General features: G+C 58.0%; 18 protein-coding genes, 1 tRNA gene and 1 pseudogene. 9 read left to right on the forward strand and 11 right to left on the reverse strand.

Annotation, left to right across the window (positions count from 1 at the left end; genetic code table 11):
- Positions 1 to 274, forward strand: a pseudogene (locus O8B93_RS24210) (methyl-accepting chemotaxis protein); the annotation flags it as partial.
- A 90-nt stretch (positions 275 to 364) separates the two neighbouring features.
- On the opposite strand, the gene O8B93_RS24215 reads toward O8B93_RS24210, so the two are convergent.
- The gene (locus O8B93_RS24215; protein ID WP_269712429.1) at positions 365 to 1,222 is read right to left on the reverse strand and encodes a PhzF family phenazine biosynthesis protein; all 858 of its coding nucleotides are present in this window, start codon (positions 1,220 to 1,222) and stop codon (positions 365 to 367) included.
- A gap of 97 nt (positions 1,223 to 1,319) precedes the next feature.
- Complete coding sequence (uppZ, locus tag O8B93_RS24220) at positions 1,320 to 2,303, reverse strand: polysaccharide biosynthesis acyltransferase UppZ (protein ID WP_269712377.1); 984 nt, start codon at positions 2,301 to 2,303, stop codon at positions 1,320 to 1,322.
- A gap of 462 nt (positions 2,304 to 2,765) precedes the next feature.
- Between uppZ and uppW the strand changes: the two genes are divergently transcribed.
- Positions 2,766 to 4,169 carry a Wzy-type polysaccharide biosynthesis protein UppW gene (uppW, locus tag O8B93_RS24225; RefSeq protein WP_269712378.1) on the forward strand — a complete coding sequence of 468 codons (1,404 nt, stop codon included), beginning with the start codon at positions 2,766 to 2,768 and terminating at the stop codon, positions 4,167 to 4,169.
- A 17-nt stretch (positions 4,170 to 4,186) separates the two neighbouring features.
- Here uppW and O8B93_RS24230 read toward each other — a convergent pair whose 3' ends face one another.
- Both O8B93_RS24230 and O8B93_RS24235 read right to left on the reverse strand, forming a co-directional pair.
- On the reverse strand, positions 4,187 to 4,735 hold the full coding sequence (locus tag O8B93_RS24230) for a DEAD/DEAH box helicase family protein (protein WP_269712379.1): 549 nt from the start codon (positions 4,733 to 4,735) through the stop codon (positions 4,187 to 4,189).
- An 87-nt stretch (positions 4,736 to 4,822) separates the two neighbouring features.
- Positions 4,823 to 4,899 (reverse strand) — tRNA-Arg (locus O8B93_RS24235).
- A 523-nt stretch (positions 4,900 to 5,422) separates the two neighbouring features.
- On the opposite strand from O8B93_RS24235, the gene O8B93_RS24240 reads away from it, so the two are divergent.
- Together O8B93_RS24240 and O8B93_RS24245 are read left to right on the forward strand one after the other, a co-directional pair.
- Complete coding sequence (locus O8B93_RS24240) at positions 5,423 to 5,929, forward strand: MarR family winged helix-turn-helix transcriptional regulator (protein ID WP_269712380.1); 507 nt, start codon at positions 5,423 to 5,425, stop codon at positions 5,927 to 5,929.
- Positions 5,930 to 6,186: 257 nt separating this feature from the next.
- Entirely contained in the window at positions 6,187 to 6,450 is a 264-nt protein-coding gene (locus O8B93_RS24245; protein ID WP_269712381.1) for a hypothetical protein, read from the forward strand.
- 55 nt (positions 6,451 to 6,505) lie between these two features.
- On the opposite strand, the gene O8B93_RS24250 is transcribed toward O8B93_RS24245, so the two are convergent.
- Together O8B93_RS24250 and O8B93_RS24255 are read right to left on the reverse strand one after the other, a co-directional pair.
- Positions 6,506 to 6,979: a hypothetical protein gene (locus O8B93_RS24250; RefSeq protein ID WP_269712382.1), complete on the reverse strand. Its 474-nt coding sequence runs from the start codon at positions 6,977 to 6,979 to the stop codon at positions 6,506 to 6,508.
- 73 nt (positions 6,980 to 7,052) lie between these two features.
- Entirely contained in the window at positions 7,053 to 8,057 is a 1,005-nt protein-coding gene (locus tag O8B93_RS24255) for a LysR family transcriptional regulator (protein WP_269712383.1), read from the reverse strand.
- A 254-nt stretch (positions 8,058 to 8,311) separates the two neighbouring features.
- Here O8B93_RS24255 and chvE point away from each other — a divergent pair, with 254 nt between their 5' ends.
- The 4 genes from chvE (at position 8,312) to araD1 (ending at position 13,313) form a co-directional block, all read left to right on the forward strand.
- Positions 8,312 to 9,376 carry a sugar ABC transporter substrate-binding protein ChvE gene (chvE, locus tag O8B93_RS24260; RefSeq protein WP_269712384.1) on the forward strand — a complete coding sequence of 355 codons (1,065 nt, stop codon included), beginning with the start codon at positions 8,312 to 8,314 and terminating at the stop codon, positions 9,374 to 9,376.
- Between the two features lie 90 nt (positions 9,377 to 9,466).
- Positions 9,467 to 11,005 carry a sugar ABC transporter ATP-binding protein GguA gene (gene gguA / locus O8B93_RS24265; RefSeq protein WP_269712385.1) on the forward strand — a complete coding sequence of 513 codons (1,539 nt, stop codon included), beginning with the start codon at positions 9,467 to 9,469 and terminating at the stop codon, positions 11,003 to 11,005.
- Positions 11,002 to 12,198: a sugar ABC transporter permease GguB gene (gguB, locus tag O8B93_RS24270; protein WP_110756204.1), complete on the forward strand. Its 1,197-nt coding sequence runs from the start codon at positions 11,002 to 11,004 to the stop codon at positions 12,196 to 12,198. Before gguA ends, gguB begins: the two co-directional genes overlap by 4 nt.
- A 119-nt stretch (positions 12,199 to 12,317) precedes the next feature.
- A complete protein-coding gene (gene araD1 / locus O8B93_RS24275) occupies positions 12,318 to 13,313 on the forward strand; it encodes a 2-keto-3-deoxy-L-arabinonate dehydratase AraD1 (RefSeq protein WP_269712386.1) in 996 nt (331 codons plus the stop codon).
- Between the two features lie 201 nt (positions 13,314 to 13,514).
- Here araD1 and O8B93_RS24280 read toward each other — a convergent pair whose 3' ends face one another.
- On the reverse strand, positions 13,515 to 13,925 hold the full coding sequence (locus O8B93_RS24280) for a VOC family protein (RefSeq protein WP_269712430.1): 411 nt from the start codon (positions 13,923 to 13,925) through the stop codon (positions 13,515 to 13,517).
- Between the two features lie 159 nt (positions 13,926 to 14,084).
- Here O8B93_RS24280 and O8B93_RS24285 point away from each other — a divergent pair, with 159 nt between their 5' ends.
- The gene (locus O8B93_RS24285) at positions 14,085 to 14,597 is read left to right on the forward strand and encodes a GNAT family N-acetyltransferase (protein WP_269712387.1); all 513 of its coding nucleotides are present in this window, start codon (positions 14,085 to 14,087) and stop codon (positions 14,595 to 14,597) included.
- Positions 14,598 to 14,677: 80 nt separating this feature from the next.
- On the opposite strand, the gene O8B93_RS24290 is transcribed toward O8B93_RS24285, so the two are convergent.
- The 4 genes from O8B93_RS24290 to O8B93_RS24305 form a co-directional block, all read right to left on the reverse strand.
- Positions 14,678 to 15,142 (reverse strand): GNAT family N-acetyltransferase, encoded by a 465-nt coding sequence (locus tag O8B93_RS24290; RefSeq protein ID WP_269712388.1) that lies wholly within the window; start codon positions 15,140 to 15,142, stop codon positions 14,678 to 14,680.
- 117 nt (positions 15,143 to 15,259) lie between these two features.
- A complete protein-coding gene (locus O8B93_RS24295; protein ID WP_269712389.1) occupies positions 15,260 to 15,856 on the reverse strand; it encodes a class I SAM-dependent methyltransferase in 597 nt (198 codons plus the stop codon).
- A 3-nt stretch (positions 15,857 to 15,859) separates the two neighbouring features.
- Positions 15,860 to 16,675, reverse strand: a complete 816-nt coding sequence (locus O8B93_RS24300; protein ID WP_269712390.1) for a transglutaminase family protein — start codon at positions 16,673 to 16,675, stop codon at positions 15,860 to 15,862.
- A 21-nt stretch (positions 16,676 to 16,696) separates the two neighbouring features.
- Positions 16,697 to 17,638, reverse strand: a complete 942-nt coding sequence (locus O8B93_RS24305) for an alpha-E domain-containing protein (RefSeq protein WP_269712391.1) — start codon at positions 17,636 to 17,638, stop codon at positions 16,697 to 16,699.
- Between the last annotated feature and the right edge of the window lies 1 nt (position 17,639).

A 17,639-nucleotide genomic window follows, 5' to 3' on the forward strand; every position in this document is an offset into this window, starting at 1 on the left:
GGACACGCAGAAGAATGCGGCCATGGTGGAAGAGACCAATGCCGCAAGCCACAGTCTGGCCAAGGAGGTGGCATCGCTCAACCAGCTGCTTTCGCAGTTCAAGCTGGCCGAGGGCGCCTATCAGCAGAAGAGCCAGCCGGCTCCGGTGCGCAGTGCCGCGGGCAGCGACAGATCGGTGGCCTCTCCCGTGCGGGCGCTTGGCCGCAAGCTTGCTTCGGCATTCTCCGGCAATGCCGCTGTTGATACGTCAAAGGATGACTGGCAGGAATTCTGAGCGACGATTGGCTGCCAATTGAGCTTCGGCGGGGAGAAATCCCCGCCGATGAAGATTTCGCGTAGTCGAAAACCGTTTTGTCAAAGCCGATTACAGGGCGACCGTGCCTTCTATGCAGGTGGCTACGTCTCCGCCAATCCAGATGTCCTGCCCGTCCGAAGAGACGTGAAGCCGTCCTTTTCGGCCGACGACTGTGCCTTGAGCAGCCACATAGGACGGTGGAGCAATGCCGCTGCCGATGAGCCATTGGGCAATGCCTGCATTCAGGCTGCCTGTGACCGGATCTTCGAAACCAGCCGCGGTGAAGGCACGAACTTCGAAATCCACATGATCGCTTCCCCCTTCATCCTCGCATGCGGCCACGATGCCGACCCTTACTCCCGAAATTGCCGCGAAATCCGGCCTTACCGCCAGAACGTCGGCTCGCGTTTTAAGAAGAAGTGCCAACCATCCGGGGCCATTGTCTACCCATTGTGCGTCAATGACAGTGTCCTCCTGGAGGTGCAGACCGGCACACACCCGCTTGAGAAGTCCGGGATCAATCGATCCTTGCCGGACAAGCGCCGGCGCGGCAAAAGCCAATCTTCCGTCAATGTCGCGAATACGAATGAGACCTGCTTCGCATTGCTGGATGATATCGTTGCTTCTGGAGCCTCCATTATTGGCGAGCCAAACATGGCAAGTTCCCAAAGTCGGGTGTCCGGCAAAAGGAAGCTCTCCGGCGGGCGTGAAAATCCTGCCCCGGTAATCGGCGCCGGGAACGGTCGGCCGGAGAAGAAAGGTTGTTTCACTGAGGTTCGTCCATCGAGCGAAACTCAACATCGTCTCTACGGGTAAATCATCTGCATCGATAACCACCGCCAGGGGGTTACCCAGCATCGGCTCGCATGAGAAAACATCGACTTGTTGAAATCTGAACTTCCTGCTGCCCGACTTGTACACGTTCATACCCGATTTACTGTGTTTGAAACATTTCACTTGATATGCCGCGAAATCCACAGGAATGGGTGGCGTTTCGCAACCTCGTTTGCAAAGCGGATTTGCGTCAACGCATCGATACGGCTTGGTCTCGCTGCGGCGACCTTCCGCCATATCCGCGTCTGAAAAGCCTGATCAGCGGTTTCTCAAACAGGAAATGCGCAGAGACCGATACGGCCAGTGCAACCACGATGATGACGACGCCCGCGAGAAATCCGGGCGCCAGTATCTTGTGGACGATTGAAATCACCAGGCCGTGCAGAAGATAAAGGGCGTAGGACGAATCCCCGACGATCTCGACCGGTTTCAATACGCGTCTGGGCCATAATCCGCCGTTCTCCAGCCATACGCATCCGGCCACGAGGAAAAAGGCAGGCACGCCCCAGGTCATCAGGCGCAACATTCCAGACTGCTCGCTTATCATAGCCGCCGCAACGAAACCGGTGATTGATATGACAAGCGCGGCGATACCCGCTTGCACGCCCTGGAACATGAAACGCGACAGCAGCAGCCCGCCCAGAAACTCCAGCAAGAGCGGCGAGGTCCAGGTTTGCACGAAGGGGGATTGCGAAGGGAAAACCTGCCCTGCCAGGGCCATGACGGACAGGATGCCGACCGTTACCGCCAGCGGTGCACGCAGGGCAAGTCCAAGTGCGAAGACAATATAGAAGAACATTTCCATATTGAGGGTCCAGCCAACGACCAAAAGGGGAACCACCTCGCCGTTATCGCCAGCATAAGGAATAAAAAGCAGCGATTTCCATAGATGGTCGAGGGTGAAGGTAAAGGTGGAAAAAACGCCCGCCATCGCCCCGGCGCACATCACCAGGGTCACTGCCCAGTACAGGGGCACAATGCGGACCAGCCTGTGGTATAAAAACGCTCCCGGCCCCGCCGTCGTCGCGAAAGATCCCATGATGAGGCCGGAGATGACAAAAAAGACGTCCACGCCGGCGGCGCCAATCGTGAACGGTTCGCCGATTATATGAAACAACAGCACCGAAAACGCCGCGAGCGCCCTCAGAAACTGGATGGAATAAACCTTTTGCATCGACACCCCTGAGAATCTCAACCGTTCACGTTCCTTGCCTCAAAAACGAGGCAGCAGCTCGGACCCCATCGAAAAGTCACCGCATTATCCTCATCCGATGCTTGCAAGAATTGATGGTGTATATGTTCAAAAAATACTTAAAATCTGAAGAACTCGGCGATCATAATTATTCTTTCTGGAAGCGGCAGTCGTGCGCGCAATTGCGCAACCATCCTGATCAAGGGTGCTAAATGCCGCGGCAAGGTCGACTTTTGGCAGCGTTCGGGTAATCGGCGCGCGGCGCCGTCTCCCCGGCCAGATGCCTTTCATCCCATGCCCATCCGTCGACATGTCCAAAAATCTGCCATTCCTCCGTGTATTATAAATAACTAAAAAATAGGGTTTTGGCGGGATATTCATATTCACGGATGAAGCATCGGATACGATGTGGGCCGCATGGAAAAAGGCAGAGAAGACCCCCTTATGGATGCAGCGCACGAAGAACAGGCGCGTGGATATTGGCGGAATACACTGTTTTATGTGACGTTCCTTTATTTCACGGTCGGCTTCTCGCCCTATGTTTCGCTTTCCTCGACCTATGAGGGATCGGCCATGGCGGCCGGGTCCAACCTGCTCAATCAGCTCACCGCGATCATCCTGCTATTCAGCTTCGTGGCATTCATGGCGAAGGAGCATTCGTTTTCCCTGATCTTCACGCCGCGCCTGCTGATGGCGGCGATTTTCGGCTGGTTTGTCTTCACCTCGATCGTGGGGGAAGCGCCGATGTTTTCGATCAGGCGGCTTGTCATGTGTGCCATCATCTGCGTGCTTGCCGGCTGCTTTCTGCAATTGCCGCGTACGGAACGGCAATTCACCACGCTGCTTGCGGGCTGCGTGATGATTATACTGTTCCTGTGTTACTTCGGTGTCATCGTGCTGCCATCGCGGTCTATCCACCAGGCAAGCGACGCGTTGGAGCCGCTTCTGGCGGGTAACTGGCGCGGGGTTTTTCAGCACAAGAACGAGGCTGCCTCGGTCATGGCGGTGCTGATCATCGTGGCGATCTATCTCTGCAGGCGCTGGTCCTTCATCGGCGGCTCGCTGGTGTTGCTGCTGTCGCTGATCTTTCTCGTCAAGTCGGGTGGCAAGACGGTGCTTGGCCTGATGCCGATCGTCGTCTCGGCCGGCTGGTTCATCGTGCGCTGGCCCCGCTGGCGATATACGGTCGTGGCCTCGCTTCTATTGGTCTGCACCGTCGTGACCGTGGGCACCACGGTCGATCCGGTGTTTGCGCAGATGCTGACCCGGATGGGTATCGACGCCAGTTTTACGGGCAGAACCGATATCTGGACCGTCGCCATCGATTATATCCGCCAAAGCCCGATCCTCGGATATGGATACCAGGCCTTCTGGCGCAGCGACACCCTGATGTCGAGCTTCACCGAAAACAACACCTGGGCGACGACCGCGCCGGCTTCCCACAGTGGCTATTTCGACCTGTTGCTTGCGGGCGGCATACCCGGACTTGTTCTGGTGCTGATGTGGATATGTGTATTGCCGCTCCACTATCTCGGCAAAATGAACGGCGCCACACGCAACAGCCCGCTGACGCGGCTCTTTGTCGGTGTCTGGCTTTATGTGCTGCTCTACGGCTTTCTGGAAACCCTGTTCCTGCTCAGCTCAGGTTTCGTCTGGTTTTTCCTGCTGGTGGCGGTGATGGGCCTGCATCTGCAGGCGAATGCCAGCCTCGTGGAGGATGAGGCCGAACCCGAGCCTGCTCGAGCTGGCACAGATGCGGACGGGATCAAGATACCGCATCCCGGATTTCCCGTTGTTCGAAAAAAGCTCGCGACTGTGCAGTCGATGCCAGATGCAGAGGCTGACTGAAGAGGTGTTGAGCGAGATTAGGGTCTGCGCGACAGGGTCTGTGGGAACGTGTCGATATTCGTGGCTAAGGCGTTTGCCGCTCCTTCGGGGGTGAAAGAGGTGACGTCGATTGTTTGCAAGCCGAGTGCGCGATACTCCGCCGCATCGCTGTTGGCCTCGTGAATTGCATCGATCGCTTCTCCCCGCCGCTGAAGCCGCATAGCTCGCTCTCCATCATCGAGATCAAGTACCGTCCATCCGCTTATGGGCCATTCTGCGAGTTGGTCAGGCGTGCATACTCCAAGAAGAAGGACCGGATTGGGAGCAAGCATCTCCGTCACTGACTTCATAAGATCCTCGTAGGGCTTCCAGAGAGCCTCGTTATCGCGGATCGGAAATCCAGCGAGCCTTTCAGCGGGCAACATCAATTCATCCCAATCAATAATAATCCAATCGGGAAGGAGGCGTCGAAGGTAAGGGATGATCGCAGTTTTCCCAGAACCCGGCGCTCCAAGGACATAGTGAATATGCCTGGTTCTCCATTCAGCCAAAGGCAATTCTTGCGTCGAAGGTTCCGATTCCGTCATGGTTCTGCTTTCGCTGTCACGGTCGAGAATTCGGTTGGCAATCATATAATGGGATAAAAAGTAAGGCGCTTGAAGCCTTTAGTAAAATGGCGCACCCGACAGGATTCGAACCTGTGACCTTTGGAATCGGAATCCAACACTCTATCCAGCTGAGCTACGGGTGCAGCGGACACGCTTGAATCGCGTGCAGCGGTTGGTTCATACCCCAGCTTTGTTTTTGCATCAATGTCTAAAAATCAAAGATTTGCGAAACCTTGCCTGTTTTCTGGTGGGGGCACATAGGGTGGCCTTCTGTGGAGTGGTTGCGGGCTTTTTCCGCGGCAATGCGGGTGATGCGTCGTTTGACGTATTGCTTTTTTAGTGGAATCGATTTTCTCTTATAAGTAGTATCTTATTGCCCGGCCCGCCTGTTGTTTTGTCCCTTTCGTGAAGTGGCGGCCAGATTGCGGCAATGCCCTTCAAGCCCGGTGCCGGAGGCGATTTTATCCCCTTAAAATTGGTGGGTAAATAGTCATACTTTTTTTGTTCGCCGGATGCCGGGTTTGGGTTCCGGTTTGCTTCGCCGGCGTTTAACTGTCAAATTATTATACAATATTAGTATCATCTACATTTATTTGGGATACAGTTTCGCAGCGTTGTCGGTTATAACTTCGACAAGGTAAGGGAACGAATCAGGCGGGGGATCGGATGGCTTTGCGACTGGCACATAGCAACGGGCCGCGGACGGAAAAGAGCGAAAGCGGCAGCGCGGAAGCCGCGCATGATACGGCAATCGACTATGGGTTGCTGACGACTGCGATCAGCTATCATTTGCGACACTCGCAACTTGCCGTGGCAAATGGTTTTGCCGATGTGCTGGCGGAGCAAGGTTTGCGACCGGCCGATTTTTCCGTTCTCGTCATCGTCGGCGGTAATCCGGGCCTGAAACAGAGCGATGTGGCGGAAGCGCTCGGCATCCAGCGCGCCAATTTTGTCGCGATCGTCGATAACATGGAAGAGAAGGGGCTGCTCGTCCGTCGCAAGTCGGAAGAGGACAGGCGCGTTCATTTCCTCGACATGACGCAGGAGGGCAGCAGCCTGCTCGACCGGCTTTCCAATACATGGCGGGACCGTGAGGAAAAGCTGATCGACAGGATCGGCGGCAAGAAGGCCCGCGATCAGCTTCTGGCCTTGCTGGGACGCCTGCGCGACTGAAAGTCGAAGAGGTCGACGACAATCGAAAATCCCGGCGGCCGCGAGATGGACGTGTGGCGTCCATGGTGTTTTTCCCGTCGTCTGCAATCGCAGTAACGTCTTCCGTTCCCGCTTTTTCACGGTAGCCTGATCGGTAGCGGGCTGAATTGCGTTGCAATTTTCCTGCGAAACCGCCAAGACGCATGGATATCTTCGCGCCCTTCGGCACGAGAGCCGCTACCATGCGATCGACTGGAAAGGCCGGGGACCGGAACGCCATGCTGAATATCGATACGAGTCACCCGCTTTATCGCCCGCTGTGGGTCCGGTTGCTCATCGTCGGCTTTTGCGCCGCGTGGGCCGTCATCGAATTCGTCAATCGCGAATTTTTCTGGGGCACCATCGTCGGTGGCATCGGCGCTTATGCGGCTTATGAATTGCTGCTGAAGTTCAAACCCGCGAGCAATGCCGTCGCGCCCAAGGATGATGCTGGCGAGCCCGCTGCCGAAAGCGCCTCCACTGACAAGAACGATGCGGGCTGAAGCGACCCCCATTTTCGGTTTGAAGTATTTCCCCTCTTAGTCTCACCGCCCGTTTTCAGCGGAAATGCGCCCGGGTCCGCAGCATGCGCAGCGCCTGGTCGATTAGCAGATTGGCGGCCGTCATGCGCAGTGTGGCATTGTGCCGGAATTGCGGTTTTACCCGATCGGGATGATTGAGCCGTGCGAAAGCCCGGCGTTTTTCCGCAAGGGTCGCGACTGTATCGGTTTCCTGGATCGCCAGTTCCGCGGACACATCCGCAAGCGCGGTTTTTTCGAGATGGGCCGGCATCGGTTCCGGTTCGGGCTCGGCTTGAGGTTCCGGCGGTGGCGCGGGATCGGCCAGGAAGGCGAGATAGGCATCGAGATTGCCGTTTGCTGGCTGCGGCGCTTCTATATGTGTATCGATCACGAAACCCGAGCTGAAACCGGCAATGCGGTGGCCCGCGGGCGGTGAAGCCTCCGCGTCTTCTTCTCTGTCCTGTTTCAGTCTTTCGACGACCGACTGGAAGACGGATTGTCCGAAGAGCATGCGGCTGTTCCCTGCGCCGGCCTCAATGATCCGGCTTTTATAGGGGATGAAGGTGGTGTCGGGCTTGCCGTCTTCACAGGTTGGTCAGCTTGCGGCTCTCATCCAGCACCAGATCGTAAAGCAGGCGGGCACTGGGCGGCAGCACCCGGCCCTTGGTGGTGATGATGCTGTAAGGCTTGACCACGAGTTCGAAATCCGTCGGCAAGATACGGGTTCGGCCGATATCCGCCTGTTGTCCGGCAACGAATTCGGCCATGTCCTGCGCGATGGGGGCGATGGCATCGGTATTGCAGACGAGGGCGAGGGTGAGCACCACGGATGGCGTGTTGATGACGTTGCGCGGCATGGCGACGCCATGGGTGAGGAAGACATCCTCCATGGTTCTGCGCAAAAGCGCGCCGGGTGGCTGGAAGACCCAGTCGTAACCGGAGAGATCCTGCAGGGTCACGGGCTCGCCGCGCAGCAGCGGGTGGCCTTCGCGCACCACCAGACAGGCGCGCTCTATGCCGATTTCATGGATGGAAAAGAGGCCGGGATCGAAATCATCGGGAATGCGGCCGATGATGAAATCGTGACGCGCCGCCAAAAGTTCGCGGGCCAGCACGTTGCTGCTCTCCACCTGCACGTTGATTTCGATGCCGGGATAGGTGTCCATGGCGCGCCTGATGGCGGGAACGACGAGGCTGATCGCCGGCGCGGTGACGGCACCGATATAGACCGAACCGCCGCTGCCTGATTTCATCTGGTTGAGTTCGCGGCTGGCTTCGCGCAGTTCCAGCAATATGGTGCGCGCCCGGCGCGCCAGTGCCTCGCCGAATTTCGTCAGCACCACCCCGCGCGAGGCGCGCTGACAGAGTGGTGATTTGACGATTGCTTCCATTTCCGAGAGCATGCGCGAGGCTGCGGGCTGCGTCATGTTCATGGCCGCCGCTGCCGCGCTGACCTGCCCATGCTCCTCGATCATGACCAGCATGCGCAGATGGCTCATCTTCAATCCGGCGCGCAGCAAAGGGTTGTCTTCAAAGACGAAAAGAGCCTCTGTTGTTTGCGCCTGCTCATACACTTTCTGGTTGCTCATCGGTGGTTTTATACCCCTCATCGTTTTTTGTATCGATTTAATATATCATAATTGATATATGGAAACCGATATATTCTATTTGACAGTTATATGGATTCAGAACAATTTGCGGAATGCCGGGGAGGAGCGGCAGCTGTTTCTTTTCGCAACTGCGAAATGGAGCGAGCGCAGCGCGGCTCCTTACTTGTGATGGCATAAATTTCATGGTGCATCGCAGCATGCGGGCTCCAGAGAAGGCTCAAGGGAGAGAGTTAATGAAGTCCATTATTTCGCTGATGGCAGCTTGTGCCATCGGTGCTGCGTCTTTCGCAGCGCCGGCTTTCGCACAGGACAAGGGTTCTGTCGGTATCGCGATGCCGACCAAGTCGTCCGCACGCTGGATCGACGACGGCAACAACATCGTCAAGCAGCTGCAGGAAGCCGGTTACAAGACCGACCTGCAATATGCTGACGACGATATTCCGAACCAGCTTTCCCAGATCGAAAACATGGTCACCAAGGGCGTCAAGGTCCTCGTGATCGCGTCGATCGACGGCACCACGCTGTCTGACGTTCTGAAGCAGGCCGGCGAGCAGGGCATCAAGGTCATCGCTTATGACCGCCTCATCCGTAACAGCGGCGACGTCAGCTACTACGCCACCTTTGACAACTTCCAGGTTGGCGTTCTGCAGGCAACTTCGATCGTCGACAAGCTCGGCCTGAAGGATGGCAAGGGTCCGTTCAACATCGAGCTGTTCGGCGGCTCCCCGGACGACAACAACGCCTTCTTCTTCTATGACGGCGCAATGTCGGTCCTGAAGCCCTACATCGACAGCGGCAAGCTGGTCGTAAAGTCCGGCCAGATGGGCATGGACAAGGTCGGCACGCTGCGTTGGGATCCGGCAACGGCCCAGGCTCGTATGGACAACCTGCTCTCGGCCTACTACACCGACGCCAAGGTTGACGCCGTTCTGTCGCCTTATGACGGTCTTTCCATTGGCATCATCTCCTCGCTGAAGGGCGTTGGTTATGGCACGAAGGACCAGCCGCTGCCGGTCGTTTCCGGTCAGGACGCTGAAGTTCCTTCCGTCAAGTCGATCATTGCCGGCGAGCAGTACTCCACCATCTTCAAGGACACCCGCGAACTCGCCAAGGTGACCGTGAACATGGTCAACGCTGTCATGGAAGGCAAGGAACCGGAAGTGAACGACACCAAGACCTATGAAAATGGCGTCAAGGTCGTTCCGTCCTACCTGCTGAAGCCGGTTGCAGTGACCAAGGAGAACTACAAGCAGGTTCTCGTTGACGGCGGTTACTACAAGGAAGATCAGCTGAAATAAGCTGAAGACACATGCGGGGATGGCTTGGCGTCATCCCCGTTTTTCCATAAAAATAAAAACGTCTGAATTAATCGGGCGCTGGATTGCGATATGGCCAATACCATTCTCGAAATGCGGAACATCACCAAGACGTTTCCGGGCGTGAAAGCGCTTGAGAACGTCAACCTGAAGGTTAAAGAGGGTGAAATCCACGCACTCGTCGGTGAGAACGGCGCGGGGAAGTCGACCTTGATGAAGGTCCTTTCCGGTGTTTACCCCGCCGGCACCTATGAGGGCGAAATCCACTATGAAGGCGCAGTGCGGAATTTTCGCGCCATCAACGACAGTGAAGATATTGGTATCATCATCATTCACCAGGAGCTTGCACTCGTGCCGCTCCTGTCGATTGCGGAAAACATCTTCCTCGGCAACGAAGTCGCTTCGAACGGCGTCATCAGCTGGCAGCAGACCTTCAACCGTACCCGCGAACTCCTGAAGAAGGTGGGTCTGAAGGAATCGCCGGAGACGCTGATCACCGATATCGGCGTGGGCAAGCAGCAGCTGGTCGAAATCGCCAAGGCGCTGTCGAAGAGCGTGAAGCTGCTCATCCTCGACGAGCCGACGGCTTCGCTCAACGAGAGCGATTCCGAGGCGCTGCTCAATCTCCTGATGGAATTCCGCAATCAGGGCATGACCTCGATCATCATCACCCACAAGCTGAACGAAGTGCGCAAGGTGGCCGACCAGATCACCGTGCTGCGCGACGGCATGACGGTGAAGACGCTTGACTGTCATGAGGAAGAAATCAGCGAGGATGTCATCATCCGCAACATGGTGGGACGCGATCTGGAAGATCGTTATCCGCCGCGTGACGTGCCGATCGGCGAGACCATTCTCGAAGTGAAGAACTGGAACGCCTATCACCAGCAGCATCGCGACCGCCAGGTTCTGCACGACATCAACGTCACCGTGCGCAAGGGCGAAGTCGTCGGTATCGCCGGGCTGATGGGGGCAGGGCGCACCGAGTTCGCGATGAGCGTGTTCGGCAAGTCCTATGGCCACAAGATCACCGGCGACGTGCTGATCGATGGCAAGCGTGTCGATGTCAGCACCGTGCGCAAGGCGATCGACGCCGGTCTCGCTTATGTGACAGAAGACCGCAAACATCTCGGTCTCGTGCTTAACGACAACATCCTGCACAATACCACGCTTGCCAATCTGGCCGGCGTGTCGAAGGCCAGCATCATCGACGACATCAAGGAAATGAAGGTGGCGAGCGATTTCCGCACGCGTCTTCGCATCCGCTCCTCGGGCATCTTCCAGGAAACGGTCAATCTTTCAGGCGGCAACCAGCAAAAGGTTGTGCTGTCAAAGTGGCTGTTCTCCAATCCCGATGTGCTTATCCTCGATGAACCGACACGCGGCATCGACGTTGGCGCAAAATACGAAATCTACACCATCATCAACCAGCTCGCTGCCGATGGTAAAGGCGTTCTGATGATCTCATCGGAAATGCCCGAACTGCTTGGCAATTGCGACCGCATCTACGTCATGAACGAAGGCCGCATCGTCGCTGAATTGCCGAAGGGAGAGGCGAGCCAGGAAAGCATCATGCGCGCTATCATGCGCTCAGGGGAGAAGAACTCATGAGTTCGGCAAACACCACAAACGAAGAAAGCAACGTCATCTCGGTCGGGTCGTATATTCGCTCCAATATCCGCGAATACGGCATGCTGATCGCGCTCGTCGCTATCATGGTTTTCTTCCAGTTCTACACCGGCGGCATCCTGTTCCGCCCTGTGAACCTGACCAACCTCATCCTGCAGAACTCGTTCATCGTCATCATGGCGCTGGGCATGCTGCTGGTCATCGTTGCCGGGCATATCGACCTTTCGGTCGGCTCCATCGTTGCCTTCGTCGGCGCGATCGCGGCCATATTGACCGTGCAATGGGGCATGAACCCGTTTCTGGCGGCGCTGATTTGTCTCGTCATCGGCGGCATCATCGGTGCTGCCCAGGGTTACTGGATCGCCTATCACCGCATTCCGTCGTTCATCGTGACGCTGGCTGGCATGCTGGTGTTCCGCGGCCTGACGCTGTTCGTGCTCGGCGGCAAGAACATCGGCCCGTTCCCGACCGACTTCCAGATCATCAGCACCGGCTTCCTGCCTGACATCGGCGGTATCGAAGGTCTGAACACCACCTCGATGATCCTGACCGTGCTGATCACGGTCGTGCTGTTCTACCTGGCGTGGCGCCGCCGCGTGGTGAACGTGAAGCATGGCATCGACGTGGAGCCGTTCGGCTTCTTCATCGTGCAAAATCTGCTGATCTCGGGCGCTATCCTGTTCCTCGGCTACCAGCTGTCCACCTATCGCGGCCTGCCGAACGTGCTGATCGTGATGCTGGTTCTGATTGCGCTTTACAGCTTCGTGACGCGCCGCACGACCATCGGCCGTCGCGTTTACGCCATGGGCGGCAATGAGAAGGCCACCAAGCTTTCCGGTATCAACACCGAACGCCTGAGCTTCCTCACCTTCGTCAACATGGGCGTGTTGGCCGGTCTTGCCGGCATGATCATCGCGACCCGCCTCAACTCGGCGACGCCGAAAGCCGGCGTGGGCTTCGAGCTCGACGTGATTGCGGCCTGCTTCATCGGCGGCGCTTCGGCCTCCGGTGGCGTCGGCAAGATCACCGGTGCGGTCATCGGCGCCTTCATCATGGGCGTCATGAACAACGGCATGTCGATTGTCGGCCTCGGCATCGACTTCCAGCAGATGGTCAAGGGCCTCGTGCTGCTCGCTGCCGTGTTCTTCGACGTTTACAACAAGAACAAGGGCTGATCGGCCAAACTCCTATCGCAGTCAAAAAAGTGGCCGGTTTCCGGCCACTTTCATAAGATGCAGGTGCAATGCACCGCGTAGAAGAGACAAGGCGCATTGCGCCGCAGGAAGGAAATCCCGTGCTCATTTCACAGATCAAAGATGCCAGTGGCAACATCACCGTCGCGGTTCGCGAAGAAGGCGGGCAGGCGCAGGCGGTTAAGGGTGCCAGCTCAGTTTACGCGCTCGCCATGGAAGCCGCCAACGGCGGCATGAGCCTTGCCGATGTCATTTCCGCCCATGGTCTGGGCGACGCCGTCGATCTCGAAAAGGCCTATGCCGAAGGCCGTTTCCTGCCGCCGATCACCCATCCCGATCCGGCGCATCTACATCTGACCGGCACTGGTCTTACCCATCTTGGCTCTGCCGCGACCCGCGACAGCATGCACAAGAAGACCACGGAAGCCGCCGAGGAAAGCCTGACGGATTCCATGAAGATGTTCCGCATGGGTCTGGAAAACGGTAAGCCGAAGGCTGGCGAAAAGGGCGTTCAGCCCGAGTGGTTCTACAAGGGCAACGGCCATGTGGCGGCAGCACCGGGTGCGGCTCTCACCTCTCCGTCCTTCGCGCTGGATGGCGGCGAAGAGCCTGAGATGGCCGGCATCTATGTGATTTCCGACAAGGGCGAGGCTGTGCGTATCGGCTTTGCCGTCTCGAACGAATTTTCCGATCACGTTACCGAGCGGATCAACTATCTCTACCTCGCCCATTCCAAGCTGCGCCCGGCAAGCTTCGGCCCGGAAATCCGCGTCGGTGCCCCGCCGTCGGACATTCGCGGCACATCGCGCATCCGTCGTGGCGACGAGGTCATCTTCGAAAAGCCGTTTGTTTCTGGTGAGGACAACATGTCCCACACCTTCGCGAACCTCGAATATCACCACTTCAAATACGGCCTGTTCCGCGCACCGGGCGATGTGCATGTGCACATGTTCGGCACGGCGACTCTCTCCTTCGCAGACGGTATCAAGCCGGAAGCAGGAGATGTGTTTGAGATCGAGGCCGCCGGTTTCGGCCTGCCGCTGCGGAACCCGCTGGCTGTGGATGCGGAAGAAGAGATCGTGGTTCGGCAGATTTGATCTGACGGACTGCGCATGACATTGGTCGAGGGTGGGGCGCTTTGGGTCACTCTCCCTCGACGTCATCCTCGGGCCTGTCCCGAGGATCTGCAACCGATTGATTTTACGCGACGTGGTTAGATCCCCGGGACAAGCCCAGGGATGACGGAGGAAGGGATCACCGTTTCTTTCTCGACCGTTGTGTGACAGGTGCCCCGGACTTCACTCGAACCCCCACAACTTGCCTTCGCCCACCTCCACGGAATTCCCTGCGGGGTCGCGGATGTAGACGGAATAGCTGCCATTCGGCCAGCGATGATAATGTTCGACGGGAATTCCGAGCGCCTCGAAGCGCGCCTTCCATTCGTCCACTTCCGCCTTGTCGTCAGCATAGAAACAGAAATGGCCTTGCCCTATCGCCCCATGGCGCGGGATTGGGTTGTTGGCGTCCGCCCGGCTTGATTCCTGCGGATCGAAGAGCAGCAGCATCTGCCGGCCGCATTTGAAGAAAACCAGCTGGCCGGGTAGTTTCAGCACCATTTCAAGCCCGAACACATCCCGGTAAAATGCCTCGGCGGCGTCGAGATCATCCGCATAGAGCGCGGTTTCCATAATTGCGGATGGTGGTTTCATCATCGTCCTCTTCCCAAGATGATAAATTCTCTCGTACCGTCAGACATCCATATGCCACGGCCAGGGCGTAGGGACCATGGGGCTGTTTCTCCGGTGTTGCGGATCGGCTATGGAATTGGGGCACTTCTCACGGATGGCCGATGAAAGACGGAGTTCAAGGTGGGTGAAACAAGTATAAGGCGACTGACGGAGGAAGATGTGGACATCTTCCGCGCAATGCGGCTCGAAGCGCTCCGGACCGAACCTGCGGCCTATGCGAGCACGGCAGCCGACTGGGAGAAGCTGTCGGCAGACGAATGGCGCGCGCGGCTGACCCAGAATAATGTGTTTGCGGCGTTCTGGAACGGTGCGCCGGTGGGGATCATGGGGCTGGTGCGCCAGGGTTCCAGCAAGATGGCGCACAGGGCGACGCTGATCATGGTTTATGTACGGGCTGAAGCACGGGGAACGGGCATTGCCCGTGCGCTTCTGGAGGCCGTGAAGTCTTTTGCAAGCGACAACGGCGTCCGCCAGATCGAGCTTGCGGTGAGCGCTGAAAACCCCGCCGCTGCCAGCTTCTATAAACGGGCCGGCTTTTCGCAGATAGGATGCGTGCCGGGCGGGATTCTGCACGAAGGTCGGGAAATCGACGATATCATGATGGCCTGTCGTGTGGATGCCGAGGGCAAATGACAGAATGAGAGAGCAGCCGGGAACATTGCGCGGTCCTGCCTGCCGGATGTCCGGCCCGGCAGGTCGGAGTGCCCAGCCGCTCAGATCTTCGTGCTGTAGGTCAGCACCGTCAGATCGTGTTTGCCGACACCGCGTTCCAGAACGGTCCAGCCGCAATTGATGTAATAGGTTTCGAGATCGCGCTGGCAGCAGAGATAGCTGGTCTCATGACCAAGTTCGGCGGCCCTTTGCGTTGCTGCCTGCATCAGGGCGCGCGCAACGCCCGAGCGCCGGCGGTCTTCTTCCACCCATAATGCGGCGACCCACGGCAGATATTGCGGGCGTTCTTCCAGATCGCAATGAATGAGGAAGGCGGAGCCAACATAGGCATCGCCATCATGGGCGACGAAGCCGGTGGGCAGCTTATGGGGATTGGTCATGTCCTGCAGGTGCTCGGCGACGTCCCCGACCTTGAGGCCGCTATCCTGCCACCATGCCGTCCAGACGCGCTCCGCGATGGTGGGGCCATGGGACTGGCAGTCGCGATAGTCGGAAATCCTGTACAAAACCCTCTCCCGTCCAGCGTGCCACGAGCGGGCGGATGCTGGAGCATGCATGCAAATCGATGCCGGGATTTAAACGGTCGCGAGGTGCTTTCGCAACCGCCAACTTGTCGCGCCGGGTCAGGCTTTCGTGGCCGTCACATGCAGCCAGTCGGTGGGAAGATTGTCGTAACCGCTGCCGTGCCGGGCTTCGATCTCCACTTCCGTCCAGGCGAATTGCCCGTAGGCTTCCTCAAGCCAGGTTTTGGAAGGATAGTTGTAATAACGGCCGAAGGTGTCGCGGCCTTCGGCTTCTCCCGCCTTGAAGCTCGCATAAAAAACGCCGCCCGGTTTGAGGGCTGTGTGGATGCGGCCAATAATTCCCGGCAGGGCAGGGCGGGGCACGTGCAGCAGGCAGGCATTGGCCCAGACGCCATCATAAAGCGCCACGTCCTCAATATTTTCGAACAGCAATGTCCTGACGGGAATGCCGAGCCGGGCCTCCGCCGCCTTTGCAATGTCAGGCGTTCCATCGGTGGGGTGAACATCGAAACCGCCAGACAGCATGTATTCGCTGTCCTGTCCGCCGCCGCATCCCAATTCGAGGATGCTCGCGCCGGCTCGCAGCCGCGCCAGGAATGTCTCCAGATGCGGGCGGTCCGGTTCCTGTCCCCGTGACGTATAGGCTGTGGCATGGCCGGTATAAAAGCCGATCGTCTCGTCGTCCTTGGCGGTCATGTCTCAACTCTGCGATTGGCTCTGTGACTGCTGCACAGTGACCGATACATTCAAGGTTTCACCGGCCGGGCCGATGCGCATGCCTGATATCGGCGCGCAATCGCGGTAGCAGAGGCCGGATGCGATGCGGACGTAACGGTCATCGGGGCAGATATTGTTGGCGGCGTCGAAGCCGACCCAGCCCAGCCCCTGAAGATGTACCTCGGCCCAGGCATGGGTGGCCGTCTGTTCCGCAACCTCTTCCATCATCAGATAACCGGAAACATAACGGGCGGGCAGGCCCATCAGCCGGGCGGCGGAAATGAGGATATGGGCGTGATCCTGGCAGACGCCCTTGCCGGCCTCCAATGCCAGTTCGGCCGTGGTTTCGGTGTCGGTCGAACCCGGCACATATTCCACCTTGCGATGGATGTTTTCCATGAGATCGTGCAGGCGGGAAAGTTCGGTGTCGCCCGTGTTGACCTTCACCAGCTCGCGCACCAGTTTGCCCGGCTTGGTCAGCGGTGTCTCGCGCAGGAAAAGCCACAGCGGCGCATTGCCAACATGAGGGCCGACCACGCCGGCCTTGTCCTCGGTGGCGACGAGGCCGCTCGCCACGACCTTGACCTTGCGTTGCGGGCCTTCCGTTTCCACCAGCGCGACCCGGTTGCCGAAATGGTCGTCATAGGTCACTTCGACGGTGGCGCCATCGACCGAGACATCCCAGTCCTCAACCGTCTGGCACGGGCCGGTCTGCGGCGTCAGGCGCAGCCGCTGCAACGCATAGGGCATCGGCTCGTCATAGACATATTCGGTCGTATGGGTGATTTTCAGACGCATAAGCTGTCCCCGTCCACGCGCTTATTGGTAAAAGCGGTAGCCTTCCATGATTTCCTGCCCCAGCTGGCCGTTACGGTTGACGAATCTCTCCAGAAACTCGTGCAGACCTTCATCCATGACGCGGGCGATGGTCGTCCTGCGCAGGCCGTCGCGGATGCTTTCCGCCGTGTCGTGAGCCTTGTGCCTTTCGCCGTAATCCTCTGCCACATAATTGAGATTGCTGGCGATTTTCTCATAACAATAGGCGAGCGAACGCGGCATGCGGCCATTGAGAATGAGGAAGTCGGCAATATTGGCCGGCTTGTATTCCGCATCATAAACCCAGCCATAGGAGCGATGCGCCGAGACCGAGCGCAGGATCGATTCCCATTGCGCATTGTCCAGCGATGACCCCACATGCGCCATCGCCGGCAGCAGCACGTAATATTTCACGTCGAGAATGCGGGCGGTGTTGTCGGCACGCTCGATGAAGGTGCCGATGCGGGAGAAATTGTAGAGATCGTTGCGCAGCATCGAACCGTGGAAGGCGCCGCGCACCAGACCGGCGCGATGTTTGATGACATCGATGGTCTGCGGCAGTTCCGCATGGCTGAGCTTGCGGCCGAGGATGTTTTTCAGCTCTATCCAGAATTCGTTGGTAGCTTCCCATGTCTCGCGCGTCAGCGCGGTGCGCACCATGCGGGCATTGTTACGGCCCGCCTCGATGCAGGACATGACGCTGGAAGGGTTGGCCTTGTCCCGCAGGAGATAGTCGATCGCATTGGCTGCCGTCACCTTCTCGCGCGTTTCGAGAAAGGCCTCATGCACGCCGGCGCTCTGCAACACGCCGTCCCAGTCCTCATCGCCGCTGCCACTGCGCGTCAGTGAAACGCGCAGGCCAGCATCGATCAGCCGGGCGATGTTTTCAGCGCGCTCGATATACCGGAACATCCAGTAGAGCCCGTTTGCCGTTCTGGCCAGCATG

The sequence above is a fragment of the Martinezella rhizogenes genome, from assembly GCF_027460065.1.
Lineage (GTDB): Bacteria > Pseudomonadota > Alphaproteobacteria > Rhizobiales > Rhizobiaceae > Agrobacterium > Agrobacterium rhizogenes_C.

Coding starts and splice junctions, on each gene's coding strand:
- O8B93_RS24215 (WP_269712429.1), bottom strand. CDS start 1,222: ATGAACGTGTACAAGTCGGGCAGCAGGAAGTTCAGATTTCAACAAGTC.
- uppZ (WP_269712377.1), bottom strand. CDS start 2,303: ATGCAAAAGGTTTATTCCATCCAGTTTCTGAGGGCGCTCGCGGCGTTT.
- uppW (WP_269712378.1), top strand. CDS start 2,766: ATGGATGCAGCGCACGAAGAACAGGCGCGTGGATATTGGCGGAATACA.
- O8B93_RS24230 (WP_269712379.1), bottom strand. CDS start 4,735: ATGACGGAATCGGAACCTTCGACGCAAGAATTGCCTTTGGCTGAATGG.
- O8B93_RS24240 (WP_269712380.1), top strand. CDS start 5,423: ATGGCTTTGCGACTGGCACATAGCAACGGGCCGCGGACGGAAAAGAGC.
- O8B93_RS24245 (WP_269712381.1), top strand. CDS start 6,187: ATGCTGAATATCGATACGAGTCACCCGCTTTATCGCCCGCTGTGGGTC.
- O8B93_RS24250 (WP_269712382.1), bottom strand. CDS start 6,979: ATGCTCTTCGGACAATCCGTCTTCCAGTCGGTCGTCGAAAGACTGAAA.
- O8B93_RS24255 (WP_269712383.1), bottom strand. CDS start 8,057: ATGAGCAACCAGAAAGTGTATGAGCAGGCGCAAACAACAGAGGCTCTT.
- chvE (WP_269712384.1), top strand. CDS start 8,312: ATGAAGTCCATTATTTCGCTGATGGCAGCTTGTGCCATCGGTGCTGCG.
- gguA (WP_269712385.1), top strand. CDS start 9,467: ATGGCCAATACCATTCTCGAAATGCGGAACATCACCAAGACGTTTCCG.
- gguB (WP_110756204.1), top strand. CDS start 11,002: ATGAGTTCGGCAAACACCACAAACGAAGAAAGCAACGTCATCTCGGTC.
- O8B93_RS24280 (WP_269712430.1), bottom strand. CDS start 13,925: ATGAAACCACCATCCGCAATTATGGAAACCGCGCTCTATGCGGATGAT.
- O8B93_RS24295 (WP_269712389.1), bottom strand. CDS start 15,856: ATGACCGCCAAGGACGACGAGACGATCGGCTTTTATACCGGCCATGCC.
- O8B93_RS24300 (WP_269712390.1), bottom strand. CDS start 16,675: ATGCGTCTGAAAATCACCCATACGACCGAATATGTCTATGACGAGCCG.
- O8B93_RS24305 (WP_269712391.1), bottom strand. CDS start 17,638: ATGCTGGCCAGAACGGCAAACGGGCTCTACTGGATGTTCCGGTATATC.